Genomic DNA, 15575 nt, shown 5'->3' on the forward strand with positions numbered 1-15575 from the left:
AACTCTCCTTTTAATTAATCGATTTTTCGCAATACCGCTCGCACCGGGCTGCCGTCTGCACCATGAATGGCAAGCGGCAAGGCGATTAGTTGATAATTGCCGTCAGCTATGTGGTCTAACATAATATTCTCCAAAATGAAAATGCCATGATCAGCTAATGCATGATGTGTCGCCAGTTCTTTACTGTCAGGGGGATCAACGGATGGCATGTCAACGCCCAGCAATTTTATCCCTTTATCATGTAAAAACGCAGCAATTTCTGGAGCCAGTTCCGGTATTCTTTTCGGAAAACGTTCAGGATCATTTGGCAGACTTGTTTTCAATAACAGACGTGTTACATCCTTATCCCATTCGTGTTCCTGTAAAATATCTGGGGTAATCGTGTCGGTATGGCTGACATCGATTACGGCTGCCTTCCCGATATATATATTTACATCAAGCTGATCAACCGTTAACCCATCGTTATCAAAGTGAAAGGGTGCGTCTATATGGGTACCCATATGCAGGCTGGTTGTAATTTGCCCAACGTTGGTAGATCCGGTTTCTTCCTTGGTGCAAGTTAAGTTATAAGAAAAGGGTGTATCCCCGGGCCAGTGAGCAATTGTATTGGTCAGGGGCTGGGTAATGTCAATCCAGTTTGTCATTATGCAATAACACCTCGTTTGTTTTCAAATTGTTTATAATCCCCTTTATCCATGATTGATTTCAAAATTTGCACCGTTTGCCATACTTCTGCAAACATGTTGTACAAAGGAACCGGGGCGAGCCGAATGCCGTTTGGTGTACGAAAGTCAGGGATAACACCAGCTGCTTTCAGTGCCTTACAAATTCGTGCAGCCTCCTGGTGTTCAATAAATACATGAGCCCCGCGCATTGCAGCTTCCCGGGGATTAGCTATGAAAAAACCGTAACTGGAAAGCTCTGCTTCGATTAATTCCATTAAATAATTGGTGAGGCGAAGCGATTTTTCGCGAATCCTTGTTATTCCCGCTTCCTGAAATAGTTCCAACGCACCAATTAGCGGGGCGATACTTAAAAGATGTGGAGTACCAATTTGATAGGCGCCAGCATCCGCAGCCGGTGTCAGATGATGCTCCATGTCAAATTGCTTTTCCTTTGCCGAACTAAACCAGCCGGCAAGGCCCGGTTCATGCCCGAAATGCCGTTTGTTTACGTACAGACCTGCAACACTTCCAGGGCCGCCATTTAAATGTTTATACGTACACCAAAAAGCAAAATCAACATCCCAATCTGATAAATGATGGGGAATGGAGCCAATCGAATGGCATAAATCAAACCCAATCAATATATTGCGTTTATGTGCTTCTTTCGTTAATGTTTTCATATCTAAAATCTGGCCGCTGCGATAGAGGACACCAGGGAGGACAATCAGTGCAACATCGTCTGTCATGTTGGCAATAATGTCCGAGGTTTTGAGTGTGTTTCCGTCGTTACTCGGCACTTGGATCAAGTGTTTACTAGAATCATAGCCTTTTAATTTCAACTGGCTTTTTAATGCATAAATATCAGATGGGAAGTTTAGTTCGTCTGCAAGAATCTTTGTTTTTCTGCCGTTCGGACGATAAAAGCTGGCAACAAGCTGATGCAGGTTCGTTGTGGTTGATCCTGTTACAATGACCTCTTCCGGCCTTGCACCAACAAGTGGGGCTAACTGGTCGCCAAGTTTTTCGGATAAATAAAACCATGGATGATGCCCCTCGGTCCATCCATCAATCGCGTATCGTTTCCAGGAATCCATCAATTCCGCAACTGCTTGTTCAGCGCGTTTGGATAAAAGTCCTAATGAATTGCCGTCAAAATAAATCGTCTCATCTGAAACGTAAAATTCATTGCGGAAGTGTTTTAGTTCATCCTGCTGATCCAGGTACTGTGCATAACTTTTTCCTGTATTCATTGATTACACCTCATTTTATAACGAATTTACTCTACTTAAATGATAAAACGCTTTCCGGAATGTGTCAAAAGTCGAAATAAAGGAATAGCTTATGTACACGAATTTTTCGTATAAAAGGAGGATTTGGCAAGTATGTATAGAATAGTATGGAGTAGGTAAATAATGCAAGCGCTTACAAATGGGGGTGAAAAATTTTCTTGCTTGCAATATTGGAAATCAAATGGAAAAAGGAGGTTTTACCATGGTGAATTCAGCTTGGTCGTTACTTCCGCCGATATTAGCAATTGTGATGGTACTTTTAACGAAACGGGTATTGTTATCGCTTGGTGTCGGAATTGTCGCTGCTGCATTTTTTATTAAAAGCTTTGATATTCTTGCCTCACTTGGTATGGTCTGGGAAGCGTTCAAAGGTGTATTTGTTGCCGATGGTGCATTAAACACAGGAAATATCTATATTCTATTGTTTGTCATGATGCTTGGGATTCTAACGGCTTTTGTCAGTATGATGGGCGGGACAAAGGCGTTTGGCGACTGGATGATCAAACGGGTGAAAACAAGGGCTGGTGCACAAATCATGACAGCTGTGCTTGGTGTTATCGTCTTTGTTGATGATTATTTTAATAGTTTAACAGTCGGTCAGGTTGCAAGACCGGTGACCGATAAACATCGGGTATCACGGGCAAAGCTTGCCTATATTGTTGATTCGACGTCGGCACCTGTATGTGTTATTGCACCTGTTTCAAGCTGGGGTGCTTCCATTATCGGAATACTTGGGACGGTTTTGGCAGCACAACAAGTTACAGAGCATACCGCTTTTGGCGCCTTTGTCCAAATCATTCCGATGAATTTTTATGTGTGGGCTGCACTTGGTGTTGTCGTTATCATGGCATTGCGTCAGGCAGATTTTGGACCTATGAAAGTACATGAACAACGGGCGATGCAAACAGGTGAAGTGTTAAATCCAGAAAATAAAGATAAAATAGACACAGCGTCTAATTTGCCAACAAGTGATTCTGGTAAAGTCAGTGACCTTTTTATCCCAATTGCCGGATTGTTTGTGGCGACGGTCATTTCCATGTACTTCAGCGGTCTTGGCTCTGTTGAAGGAGAAAAAACGTTAATTAATATTTTTGGCAGTGCTGATGCGCCGGAGGCATTGTTGTATGGTGGGCTGATTGGTATTGCGATCACCTTCATCTTATTTTTGCGCCATATATTTAAGGGGAAATTAACGGGAAAGCACTTTGGAATCGGGCTTTATGAAGGGGCAAAATCAATGATGCCCGGATTCACTATTTTAATTTTTGCCTGGGCAATTGTCTTTTTGATTGGTGAACTGGGAACAGGGGAATACTTGGCTGGAGTAGTTGATAATGCCAATATCAGCCTGGCATTTTTACCATTTATTATGTTTGTTATTGCCGGATTCATCGCCTTTGCAACGGGAACATCGTGGGGGTCATTCGGGATTTTGTTGCCGATTGCTGGACACATTGCAGCAGCAACGGATATCTCCCTCATATTACCAATACTTGCAGCTGTACTAGCAGGAGCAGTCTTTGGTGACCATTGTTCACCGATTTCCGATACGACCATTCTTTCCTCAGCAGGGTCAAGCTGTCACCATATTGACCATGTGACCACCCAGATTCCATACGCATTAGTAGCAGCCGGAATTGCCGGATTAGGGTACATTGTTTTGGGGTTGGTCGGCAATGTGTGGGCTGGTTTGGCCACGGTTATCATCTGTTTGGTTTTGTTTTATGTTTTTTCAGAAAAACCGGATAATATAGAACGTGCAGATGAGACGTTAGCCCAATAACTAGTATTTTTGCACTGTTTATATTCTGTTAATTATAAACAGTTGCAAATTTATAAAATGTGATTTACACTTATAATAGTTATATGAAATATCGTTTCAAATAGTGAAATAGGGAGGATGGATAATGACTTTTGTTTCTGACAAAGTAACAAGCTTGCCGCCTTATTTATTCGCTGCGTTTCAGGAAAAAAAGAAAGAGCTGGAAGCGAAGGGGGTCAATGTAATCGATTTAGGAATCGGTGCACCGGATTTGCCGACACCGGATTTTATCATTGACAAACTGGCGGAAGAGGCCAGAGTTTCTGCCAACCATCGCTATTCAACCTATAGCGGTTGCCTTGAATTTAGGGAGGCTGTTTCCCACTATTACCAAAAACATTATGGCGTTACATTGGATCCAGACACAGAGGTACTGGCATTAATCGGGTCAAAAGAAGGAATTGCCAATTTAATGCATGCCGTTATTAATCCTGGCGAAACCGTGCTCGTTCCCGATCCAGGCTACCCAGCTTATCGTACTGCGGTACATCTAGCTGGCGGGAAAAGCGTTCGGTTACCACTTGATACAGAAAATGGCTATGTGCCGCTTTTTGATAACATTACGGATGAAGATAAGGAAAAGGCCACATTAATGCTGTTAAATTACCCGAGCAATCCAACTGCGGCAACTGTTCATTTAAGCACATTTGTGGAAGCGATTGCATTTGCCCGGGAAAACAACGTGCTCCTGGCCCATGATGCCGCCTACGATTTGGTTACGTTTCACGGATACAAAGCACCGAGTGTCATGCAGGCACCAAATGCCAAGGACTGGGCAGTTGAATTCGGATCATTGTCAAAAAGTTTTAGTATGACCGGCTGGCGGATCGGTTATATTGTCGGAAATAAAACGGTTATAGGGGCATTGGCTACGTTAAAAAGTAACATTGATACAAGTCAGTTTCTCCCGATTCAAAAGGCTGCTGCCGCTGCACTCGAAAGTGATCTGTCAGCAGTAGCAGCCAATAACAAAAAATACGAAATGCGCATGGAGAAATTGCATGCCGCTTTAAACAGAGCAGGTATTTATACGGAAAAGCCAAAAGGAACCATTTTTCTCTGGGCACGTGTTCCGGATGAGTATACCTCCATCGGTTTTGCCAATAAATTACTGGAGGAAGCTGGCATTATTGTTACTCCTGGTACAGCTTTTGGGCCAACTGGTGAGGGCTTTATCCGTATCTCCCTATCCGTGACAACGGGGCGGCTGGATCAAGTCATCAACCGGATAAAAGCAATGGATTTAAAGGGGGTGCACGAATCGTGAAGACTGACTTGGCTCCACAAACAACGAAAAAATTATCGGCTGCCCAGGCAATTGTAGAATGTATGAAAGTCGAGGGAGTTACAAACGTCTTTTGTGTGCCTGGAGAAAGTTATTTGCCCTTGTTGGATGCCTTATATGATGAGCAGGCGATTCAAGTCATTTCTGCAAGACATGAAAGTGGAGCAGCATTTATGGCGGAAGGATATGCGAAATCGGCATTACAACCTGGTGTCGTGCTGGCAACAAGAGGTGTTGGCGCGGCAAATCTTTCCATAGGCGTTCATACAGCCTACCAGGATTCAACGCCAATGGTTGTGTTTCTTGGCCAGGTACATAGCAAATTCCGGGGCAGGGAAGGGTTCCAGGAAGTTGATTTGGATAGCTATTTCCAGCATATCGCTAAATGGGCGGTGGAGGTAAAAGACGCGGAACGGATGCCAGAGCTGGTACAGCGGGCATTCCGAATCGCTCAGACGGGTAGACCAGGACCTGTTATTGTTTCTTTACCGGAGGATGTTTTACCGGTAGTATCAGATATGCACTTTGGACCAGCAACGATCAAGCCAAAGCCAAGTCCAGCAACAGAAGAAATAAAACGTGTCGAGGAAATAGTAGCTGGGGCAACACATCCTTTGATTATTGCGGGTGGCGGAGTGAAATGTTCACAAGCAGAAGGGGCACTGCTTAATTTTGCGGAAAAATATCAGCTTCCCGTAGCTGCAGCATTTCGCCGGCATGACGTTTTTCCGAATGATCATGCCTTATATGTTGGGCATCTGGGACTTGGAACGAATAAAAAGATCCTTGAAACGGTAACGGATGCGGATGTGATCCTGGCGCTTGGAACGCGGCTTTCCGAAGTTACGACACAGGATTACAGGCTTATCAACCCAGCCAAAAAGCTGATTCATATCGATATCGACTTTGAAACGCTTGGAAAAGTGTATCAGCCAGACGTCGGAATTGTGGCCGATCTGCAGGAGGCGCTCCAATCCCTGACAGGTTTGGACGTTGATCCCGTTTGGAGCGGTTGGGTGAAAGAGCGGCGGAAGGCATATGAATCGATCAGTCGTTTAGTTTTGAAAGATGATGATGTGCTAAACAAGCATGTTGTTGCAATACTGGCAGATAAACTTCCGGGAAATGCGTTATTAACCAACGATGCCGGAAATTTTGCCGGATGGCTGCACGCCTTTTATCCATTTACCGAAAAACATACGTATGTTGGACCAACTTCGGGGGCGATGGGGTACGGAATGCCGGCAGCACTTGGTGCAAAGCTTGCATTTCCGAAAAAGACGGTTGTGTCGTTGTCTGGTGATGGCGGCTTTATGATGACCGTGCAGGAACTGGAGACCGCAGTCCGCTATCATATTCCGGTCATAAGTCTCGTGTTTAATAATAACATGTATGGAACGATTCGCATGCATCAGGAAATACATTATCCGGAGAAAGTGATGGCAACAGATCTAGGGGATGTGTCATTTGCTGACCTGGCAAAAAGTGTTGGCGCTAAAGGGTTTACGGTTCATACGATTGAGGCGTTTGAGCGTGTATTTGACGAGGCATTAAAATCAAACAAACCAACAGTTATTGAGATTATAACCGATAAAGAGCAAATTTCCGTATCATCAACCATCCAGGAAATTCGGGATCGTTCTAACAAGTAATCTGCACCTTTGTTCATAAAAAATTTTAGGAGGTATTTAATATGGCAGAAGCATTATTAGAAGTAAGAAGCCTAAAAAACTTTATTAATGGGGAATGGATTGAATCAGACGGGAAAACGGCTGCGGTTGTTAACCCTGCAACTGGCGAAACTGTTGTTGAGGTACCGTTATCCAGCGGGGGAAGTGTGAATGATGCCGTGGCAGCTGCCAAAAAAGCACAAAAAGAATGGGCACTGGTGCCTGCACCACATCGAGCCGAGGTACTGTTTCGCGTTGGCAGCATGATGAAGGAACGGAAAGAAAAGCTTGCCCAATTATTAACAATGGAAAACGGAAAGGTTATTGAGGAAGCGCGCGGAGAAGTGCAGGAAGGAATTGATATGGCCTTTTACATGGCTGGTGAAGGACGCCGTTTGTTTGGGCAGACGACCCCGTCGGAATTAAAGGATAAATTCGCGATGAGCATGCGGGCACCAGTTGGTGTTGTTGGCATTATTACGCCATGGAATTTCCCGATTGCAATTGCCACTTGGAAGTCATTCCCAGCAATTGTTGCAGGAAATGCGGTTGTATGGAAGCCAGCAACCGAGACACCAATTATGGCCTTTGAACTTGCTAAGATTTTAGAAGAGGCAGGGCTGCCAAAAGGAGTTATGAACGTTGTGTTTGGCTCTGGATCAGAAGTCGGCGATGCGATGGTTGAACATGATGATATCCGGGTTATTTCCTTTACAGGGTCGAATGATACAGGAAGAAATATCGCCAGCAAATGTGGGATGAAACTGAAAAAAGTATCCCTCGAGATGGGCGGAAAAAATGCGGTAATTGTGATGGATGATGCTGATCTGGATTTGGCTGTGGAAGGTATTCTCTGGAGCGCCTTTGGCACAAGCGGCCAGCGCTGCACCGCATGCAGCCGTGTGATTGTTCACGAAGCGGTCAAGGAACGATTAGAAGAACGGCTGCTTGTGGAAATGGAGAAACTAACCATTGGAAACGGCTTGGACGAATCGATTAAAGTCGGTCCAATTATTAATCAAGCAGGTCTTGAGAAAATTAAACAGTACATCGAAATTGGTAAAGCGGAAGGGGCAAAAATGCTTGCCGGCGGTTATGTCCTGAATGAGGATGACCATCAAAAGGGAAATTATTTTTCACCGACCCTGTTCACGGATGCAACGGCGGATATGCGAATCGCCCAGGAAGAAATCTTTGGTCCCGTTGTTTCTTTGATTCCAGTTAAGAGTTTTGAAGAGGCGATTGAGGTAAACAACGGAGTAACGTACGGCTTATCAAGTTCGATTTTTACAGCAGATGTTAATCGTGTATTTAAAGCCCAGCGTGATCTTGATACCGGAATCGTCTACGTCAACGCTGGCACAACTGGCGCGGAAATTCACCTGCCATTCGGTGGAACAAAAGGAACAGGTAACGGGCACCGCGATTCTGGTGTTGCGGCACTCGACGTATTTACAGAATGGAAAGCGGTCTATGTGGATTACAGTGGAAAATTGCAGCGGGCGCAGATCGATGTAGAGTAGGTTAACACGGCATTAGCCGAGGCGTCTTAACGGTAGTCGGGTGGTTTACTATTTAGATAGTTGCTTGATCGATCCTTTTTGTAGCTTATCGTTACTTTTATCGGCGATTTTTGAGGTTTTACCGACGAATTTCTGGTGTTTTATCACTTTTATCAAGCATACAGAAACCCCGATCTAGAGGAGAAAAAGCCGATCGAACATGCAGAAACCCCGATCAGAAGAGGAAAAAAGCCGATCGAACATATAGAAACCCCAATCGAAGGGGAAAAAAGGCGATCGGCGCTTTCCACGATTTTAGCGCGATTCTAGGCTCACTAGGCTAGTGTTGGATTGCTGTTTTTTCGCTGGTTATCTACGGTGGCTGGAGTTTATTGAATTTTTTGTTTAAATGGAACTTTGCGGGCAGTTGAACCCCGCCTTTTGAGGCTTGTATTCGTTCCGCATTAAAAATGGGTGCTTCGCCTGCCCATTAAAACGGGATTAAGGAGCATTACTGCAGCCAAGTAGCTCTTAATAACTTTTCACAAGGAGTGGATTTGATGAAAATAGGTGTATTAGGATCTGGATTAATGGGAAAAGAAGCAGCACGGGACTTAGTCATGAGTTCAGGGGTAGCAGCAGTTGGCCTTGCCGATATCGACTTTGCCAGAGCACAACAGGTTTGTGATTCATTAAATTCTCCTAAACTGACAGCCTATCAAGTAAATGCCAGTGATGAAGACGAATTGGCAAATTATATGATGGAGTTTGATGTAATTATTAACGCCTTATTCTACTCCTTCAATGAATCTGTTGCTAAAACTGCTATCAAAGTTGGTGTTAATTCAGTTGATCTTGGTGGTCACATTGGCCATATGACGGATAAAGTATTAGCCCTCAAAGATGAGGCAAAGGCGGCTGGTGTGACACTAATTCCTGATCTTGGTGTTGCACCAGGGATGATCAATATCCTGTCCGGACATGGGGTATCAAAATTGGATAAGACGGAATCGATTAAATTGTATGTTGGCGGTATACCAGTACGTCCGGAACCACCGTTTGAATATAATCATGTATTCTCGATGGAGGGGGTTTTTGACCATTACACCGACCCGTCCCTGATTATTCGTGATGGCGTAAAACAGGAAATTCCGTCATTATCGGAAATCGAGCGCGTCTATTTTGAAAAATTTGGACCGCTGGAAGCCTTCCATACATCTGGTGGAACATCAACATTATCCATTTCTTATCCGAATTTGCAAACATTGGAATACAAAACGATTCGTTATCCGGGTCATGCCGAAAAATTCAAGCTGTTAGTAGATTTAAATTTAACTAGAATGGATTACGAAGTAGATGTAAATGGGCAAAAGATCAATCCACGCGAAGTATTGCTAAAAGTGCTCGATCCAATCGTCGATTTAAAAGACAAAGATGATGCGGTATTATTACGCGTGGTTGTTTCTGGAGAAAAGGATGGAAAACCTGCAACATTCCAATATGAAATGACGACGTACAAGGATCGGAACACAAATGTTACAGCGATGGCTCGCGCGACTGCTAATACGATCTCCGTTGTTGCACAAATGATTGCAAATGGTACAATAACGAAAAAGGGTGTCTATCCGCCGGAACAAATTGTTGCCGGAGATACCTATATTAAAGAAATGGCAAAGCGCGGTGTTATCATTAAGGAAACAAGTAATACCGAGAAAACGATACATGTAAATAGTTAATTTTAGTCCCTCTACTAAACTGGTAGAGGGATATCCATATTGCCTTTCCGGGGATACGGGATAAAAAGGGCTGCCGGTTCTTCATAACGAAATCGACTAACCTGCCGATTTCTACCAATCCGACCTCCGACTTCTGGCCTCTGGAAAGACGAGGCGGATGCCGAGTTTTTCTAAAGGAGTCTATTAATCATGAACCAAAGTGTAATCAAGGCACTAAAATTACTCGATTTATTTACCGAAGAAGATCAGGAATTGACACTAAAGGAAATTTCCTACAGAGCAAATATGCCGAAACCGACTGCTTACAGGCTGTTGTCGGCGTTGGAATCATGCAATTTTTTACATAAAACAAAGGAAACGGAGCATGACAGCCGCTACCGGTTAGGCTTAAAGCTGCTGGAATTAGGACAAATTGTCTCCGACCAACTGGAGCTTAGGGGAATTGCCCTGCCATTTATGGAAGAGCTGGCACATGAGATCAATGAAGTCATCCACCTCGTTATCGTCAATCAAAATGAGGCGACTTATATTGAAAAGGTAGAAAGTACAAGAGCACTGCGTCTGTATACGAGAATCGGGAAGAGCACGCCATTATATATGGGCTCCGGTCCTAAGTTGCTGCTTGCCTTTTTAGATGAAAAACGGAAGGAAAAAATACTGGATAGGGAGGAATTGCATTTTCTTGGTGATCATGAGCCTACTGATCGAAAAAGTTTGCTAGAGGAACTGGAAAAAATCCGTGAAGCAGGATATTCTTATAGTATAGGAGAACAAGACGCCGATACGACTGGAATATCCTATCCAATCTATGATCATCGCGGATATGTCGTTGCCGCACTGACTGTAAGCGGGTTGTCAAGCCATTTTGAGGGTGACAATCTTAGCTATATTAAAGCAAGTACGGAGAGGACAGCACAGGATATCTCCGAAAAGCTAGGCTACCGTGGGCGGGGTTTTGTTCGTTAATTCGGGGAGGATTGACAGAGAATGAATACGGTTTTTATTGCAGGGCATGCCAGACTTCCATCGGGGATGGCAGCGAAAAGTATTTACGATACGTTAACGATTACAGCTGAAATTGATAAAAAGTACGGGGTTATCGTTACCGCCGGTTGCACACTTGCCACCTTGCACGGCAGAGAGTATGTACAGCAGCTGCTGCGGGGCTATAGTTTGCAGGATGGGATTGAAAAACCGGTGCAGGAAGTGAAGGATCATTATTTGGGGAAAGCAGGAAATGCACTGGAATCGGCACTGAAGGATTTGTATAAGCAGTATGAGCAGTATCAGAGGGGTGCAGGGGCCAGGTGAATTACAAAGAGATTTTTTGTAAATGAATACTTGTTTTGTAGAAACAAAAAATCTTTTTTGTTATTGCAAATGCTGTAAAATTAAATAAAGTAATAATCGAACGGAGGTATTTGCTTGAAAAGGTTAGAGGGTATGCAGCCAAAATTATGAAGGAAATTATTCATAATGGAGAGTCAGTATATGAAATAGATGGTAAGCGGTATCATCTGCTGAAAGAATTCTTAAGTCAAACTCCCCCTATAAAGAGGATTTTGCGGAGCACTATTTAAATCCACCATATGAGGGGCCCTGATTAGTGAACTAATTGACTATCTCCCTTATTCCAGAATCACACTTCCATTTTTATAATCCCAACTTGGCTCAACTTTGTGAACGGTTAAAAGGAAGCTGCTATAAATAATAAATACATATGGTATATAGAAGAGCCAGGGTAATATCGTAGGGCAATTATATACAATGAAAAGATATATAGAAGGGTGTTATAATAATGGTACCAAACGAAGGGACGGTGAAAATCATGAAATGGTCAGAGGTCAGAGAATTATACCCTAATCAATTTGTTAAATTAAAAGTATTATCGTCTCATATTGAAAATAGTCAAGAATTCATTGAAGATATAGCGGTTATTAAGCCCGTGTCCGAGAAAAGTGCAACAACGGAATTATTAAACTCAATAGGTGACGAGTTGGTTTATCATACTGCTCATGAAAACATTGTGCTTGAAGTCCGCCAAGATGTAGGATTAAGGAGATTCCGCTATCATGAAAATCAAGCATAGATATGGATTACTTTTGGTTGATATTACATTAATATTTAATGGCAAAAGTAAAGTGATACAAAATATGGTAGTAGATACAGGAGCAGCTAGAACACTTATTTCCCAAGATATTGTGGAAGATATTGGACTACATGTTGATTTGCACGATCGAATTGTCACCTATTTTGGAGTTGGTGGAAAAGAACATGCATTTAGAAAACAAATAGACCAAATTCAAATTAGTGATTTTGTAGTTGAAAATGTAGAGGTAGATTTCAATGACTTTGGATATGAGGACATTAACGGATTACTTGGATTAGATTTGTTAATGCAAGCAGGATTTACAATAGACTTAATGCAACTTGAAATGGAGAGGAACAGTTAAAGGGAACTTTAAATACAATGGTTCTCTTTTGTTGTTATAGTATATAAGCCACATTTTATGTCTTCGTCTTAGTACCCCAGCTGCAGTAGAATTGCTTTGGCTCCGATATTAAACTTCAGGCGGATAACGATGGAAACAAGTATAGAGTAATGAGCAAACTGGAACATCAATTCCTTAACGCCCGGAAAATTGATAAAGAATACGGCTATATTATTGATGAAGGTAAATCCGGTGTGTTTTTGGAATCAGCTGGTGAAAAAGTTATCTGATTTTTAGTAAGGGTGAAGTCAAGGGTAAGGATAACGAATATGTGATGATTTTTGCTCCAGTTGAGGATCGCCAAAACTCCATTATTTTAGTTGGTGATGATATTAAACGTTCCATTAACGAAGTAAGACTTTTATATACTGTACTAAATAAGGACGCAATTTCCTATATGAATCGCGTTCATTTTGATAATTAGACAATTCTGTGGAATGAGACTATATGCAATTTCATTTGCTATTGTCTATCCACCTTTATTTTCATTATTATAATACGATGTACTAAAAAAATGGTAACACACTGTATTATAAAGGGGGGTTAGAATCGATAAAGATGAAGTTGTTTCATTAAAGTTACCTTAGGTGAAGTACACACACCTCTCCTACAATACATAGGATAATTTGTGAATAACAATTTATGTGAAGGGGTTGGGGAAAATGTACTGTGTGCCCTATACGTATCAATATCCTTATTATATGAATGTACCAATGCATACTTACAGAAATCTTACAGGTTATTGGGCTGATCCTAATGAGACATTTGGTTCGTATCGGTCATCTTATGGGGATAATAGGATTATGTTAAAAGATTATGGAGCAAACCCATTTGTTATAAATATCAATGAAGCCACCAAGCAAAACAATACGTATCGTACAGCAATATGGACAGGTAATCATTTGCAAGTTACATTAATGAGTCTCCATGTTGGCGATGATATTGGTTTGGAGATGCACCCTAACGTTGATCAATTCTTAAGGGTTGAACAAGGTCAGGGAATTGTCCAAATGGGCAAAGGTAGAGAAAATTTAAGTTTTCAAAGGAGAATTTTTGATGACTCTGCCATCATAATACCTGCGGGAATGTGGCACAATGTCACAAATACCGGAAATGTTCCTTTAAAACTATACTCGATATATGCCCCACCAAACCATCCATTTGGCACTGTTCATAGGACTAAAGCAGAGGCAATGGCTGCGGAAGAAGGATAAGTAATGGAAATGAAAAAACAAGCCACAATACCTCAGAAAGATAAATGTTAAATGCGCCTGTTTTAAGGACATTTACAACAGAATATCGGAATATGCTTCTATTTAGTATCAGAGTATATATTTTAATAGTAATTTGATTAAAAAATGTATACTAATTCACAAGAAAAGAATCCTTTCCAAACGGATTCTTTTTATTTATCGTAAAATATGGGCTTGGGAGGTGATTTTGATCAAACTATATTTTAAAGCTACTGTTACTAGAGTGTCTTAATCCGGGAAATATTTGCTTCAACAAATTTGGTTTCCTGATATAAGAAAGCGTTCCCCGACATTAATCTTGCCGGGGTGGATAGTTGACTGCGAACTAAAAAACTTTTCACTTATATCCCCATCGAAACAAACTTCCTCTCCAAAAATTCATCCATTCCATAATGACCGCCCTCTTTACCAATTCCGGACTGCTTTATACCGCCAAATGGTGCCTCGGCAACTGCAGGGAAAACATCGTTTACACCAACAATGCCGTAGTCCAGTTTTTCGGAAACGCGGATAGCGCGGCTCGTTTTCTCCGTGAAAATATACGCGGCCAGGCCATAATCCGTATCGTTTGCCTTTTCGATGACGGCTTGTTCATCGGAAAAGGCCTGGATCGGGATAATTGGACCAAATGTTTCCTCATTCATTACTTGCATGTCTTCGGTAATGTTGGAGAGAATGGTTGGCTCGTAAAAATAGCCGTCCATATTGCCATTCCATTTCGTACCGCCGCAGACAATTTGTGCACCTTTTTTCACTGCATCATCAAGATGTGTCTGAACTTTAATAGAGGCTTGCTCATTGATAAGCGGACCGAGATCGGTTCCGTCTTCCAGTCCATTACCGATTTTCAGTTGTTTTACTTTTTCGGTTAAAGCTTGCGTGAATTTTTCTTTTACCGATTCATGTACATATAACCGGTTGGCACAGATACATGTTTGACCATTATTTCGGAATTTGCTTGCTAGTGACATGCTAGCAGCTTTTTCTAAATCAGCATCGTCAAACACGATAATCGGTGCATGCCCACCAAGCTCCAGTGCTAGTTTTTTTACATGCTCGGCACTTTCCCGCATTAAGTATTTTCCAACAGCCGTTGAACCGGTAAATGTAATTAAACGGACGTCCTTACTTGTAAGCAGCGTATTGCCAATTGCTTCCGCGTCCCCGGTAACTAAATTAACGACGCCATTGGGCATTCCAGCACGTTCAAGAATTTTAACGATTTCAATGGCGGATAATGGTGTTTCCGGTGCTGGTTTTAGCACAACGGTACAGCCGGCGGCGAGCGCTGGTGCAATTTTCCGGGTAATCATCGAGGATGGGAAATTCCATGGTGTAATGGCACCGACGACCCCGACTGGTTGCGGTATAACGAGCATTCGCTTGGATTTAATGGACGATGGAATCCACTCACCGTAACTGCGGCTTGCTTCTTCCGCATACCAAAGCAGAAAATTGGCCGCACCTTTGACCTCGCCTGTTGCTTCTTTCAACGGTTTTCCTTGTTCGGTTGTTAAAATTTTTGCCAGACGGTCGGTTTCTTCCAACATAAGCTGATATGCTTTATATAAAATGTGCGAACGTTCACGCCCCGTCATCTCACTCCACGTGGTAAATGCATTGGCTGCGGCCGTGATCGCCTTTTTCGTTTCCACTTCACCACCGTAAGCCACTTCGGCAATTGGTTCAAGTGTTGCAGGGTTGTAGACGGTCGTCGTTTTATCCGATTCTGCACGCTGCCATTTGCCATCAATAAAAATACTGTTAATCATTGTATCGATCATCAAAAATTTCCTCCTTTAGCGAATAGGTCACATCTGGCCACCTACAATATATGAAACATCTACAGGTGAGATGCGAC

Annotated in this window: 14 protein-coding genes; 11 read left to right on the forward strand and 3 right to left on the reverse strand. The window is 42.5% G+C overall.

Annotated features, from left to right (window positions below; translation table 11 throughout):
- Positions 1-14: 14 nt before the first annotated feature.
- The gene (kynB, locus tag CZ382_RS22925; protein WP_088053363.1) at positions 15-644 is read right to left on the reverse strand and encodes an arylformamidase; all 630 of its coding nucleotides are present in this window, start codon (positions 642-644) and stop codon (positions 15-17) included.
- On the reverse strand, positions 644-1915 hold the full coding sequence (gene kynU, locus CZ382_RS22930) for a kynureninase (RefSeq protein WP_088053364.1): 1272 nt from the start codon (positions 1913-1915) through the stop codon (positions 644-646). The genes kynB and kynU overlap by 1 nt, the downstream gene beginning before the upstream one ends.
- A 241-nt stretch (positions 1916-2156) precedes the next feature.
- On the opposite strand from kynU, the gene CZ382_RS22935 reads away from it, so the two are divergent.
- The 11 genes from CZ382_RS22935 (at position 2157) to CZ382_RS22980 (ending at position 13675) form a co-directional block, all read left to right on the forward strand.
- Positions 2157-3737, forward strand: coding sequence for a Na+/H+ antiporter NhaC family protein (locus tag CZ382_RS22935; protein ID WP_088053365.1), 1581 nt, complete (start codon positions 2157-2159; stop codon positions 3735-3737).
- Between the two features lie 124 nt (positions 3738-3861).
- Positions 3862-5043: an aminotransferase class I/II-fold pyridoxal phosphate-dependent enzyme gene (locus CZ382_RS22940; RefSeq protein ID WP_088053366.1), complete on the forward strand. Its 1182-nt coding sequence runs from the start codon at positions 3862-3864 to the stop codon at positions 5041-5043.
- The gene (locus CZ382_RS22945) at positions 5040-6713 is read left to right on the forward strand and encodes a thiamine pyrophosphate-binding protein (protein WP_268811341.1); all 1674 of its coding nucleotides are present in this window, start codon (positions 5040-5042) and stop codon (positions 6711-6713) included. Before CZ382_RS22940 ends, CZ382_RS22945 begins: the two co-directional genes overlap by 4 nt.
- A 41-nt stretch (positions 6714-6754) precedes the next feature.
- Positions 6755-8254: an aldehyde dehydrogenase family protein gene (locus CZ382_RS22950; protein ID WP_088053367.1), complete on the forward strand. Its 1500-nt coding sequence runs from the start codon at positions 6755-6757 to the stop codon at positions 8252-8254.
- Positions 8255-8793: 539 nt separating this feature from the next.
- Positions 8794-9969, forward strand: coding sequence for a saccharopine dehydrogenase family protein (locus CZ382_RS22955; protein WP_088053368.1), 1176 nt, complete (start codon positions 8794-8796; stop codon positions 9967-9969).
- 189 nt (positions 9970-10158) lie between these two features.
- Positions 10159-10935 carry an IclR family transcriptional regulator gene (locus CZ382_RS22960; protein WP_088053369.1) on the forward strand — a complete coding sequence of 259 codons (777 nt, stop codon included), beginning with the start codon at positions 10159-10161 and terminating at the stop codon, positions 10933-10935.
- Between the two features lie 21 nt (positions 10936-10956).
- Positions 10957-11280: a DUF3870 domain-containing protein gene (locus CZ382_RS22965; protein WP_088053370.1), complete on the forward strand. Its 324-nt coding sequence runs from the start codon at positions 10957-10959 to the stop codon at positions 11278-11280.
- Between the two features lie 487 nt (positions 11281-11767).
- Positions 11768-12058, forward strand: coding sequence for a hypothetical protein (locus CZ382_RS22970; RefSeq protein WP_371871328.1), 291 nt, complete (start codon positions 11768-11770; stop codon positions 12056-12058).
- Positions 12042-12422: a retropepsin-like aspartic protease gene (locus CZ382_RS22975; protein ID WP_088053371.1), complete on the forward strand. Its 381-nt coding sequence runs from the start codon at positions 12042-12044 to the stop codon at positions 12420-12422. Before CZ382_RS22970 ends, CZ382_RS22975 begins: the two co-directional genes overlap by 17 nt.
- Positions 12423-12732: 310 nt before the next feature.
- Positions 12733-12885: a hypothetical protein gene (locus CZ382_RS23875; protein ID WP_155555447.1), complete on the forward strand. Its 153-nt coding sequence runs from the start codon at positions 12733-12735 to the stop codon at positions 12883-12885.
- A 238-nt stretch (positions 12886-13123) separates the two neighbouring features.
- Positions 13124-13675: a cupin domain-containing protein gene (locus tag CZ382_RS22980; protein ID WP_088053372.1), complete on the forward strand. Its 552-nt coding sequence runs from the start codon at positions 13124-13126 to the stop codon at positions 13673-13675.
- Between the two features lie 380 nt (positions 13676-14055).
- Here CZ382_RS22980 and CZ382_RS22985 read toward each other — a convergent pair whose 3' ends face one another.
- A complete protein-coding gene (locus CZ382_RS22985; RefSeq protein WP_088053373.1) occupies positions 14056-15498 on the reverse strand; it encodes an NAD-dependent succinate-semialdehyde dehydrogenase in 1443 nt (480 codons plus the stop codon).
- Between the last annotated feature and the right edge of the window lie 77 nt (positions 15499-15575).

This window comes from Virgibacillus dakarensis (assembly GCF_900155625.1).
Classification (GTDB): domain Bacteria; phylum Bacillota; class Bacilli; order Bacillales; family Amphibacillaceae; genus Lentibacillus_C; species Lentibacillus_C populi.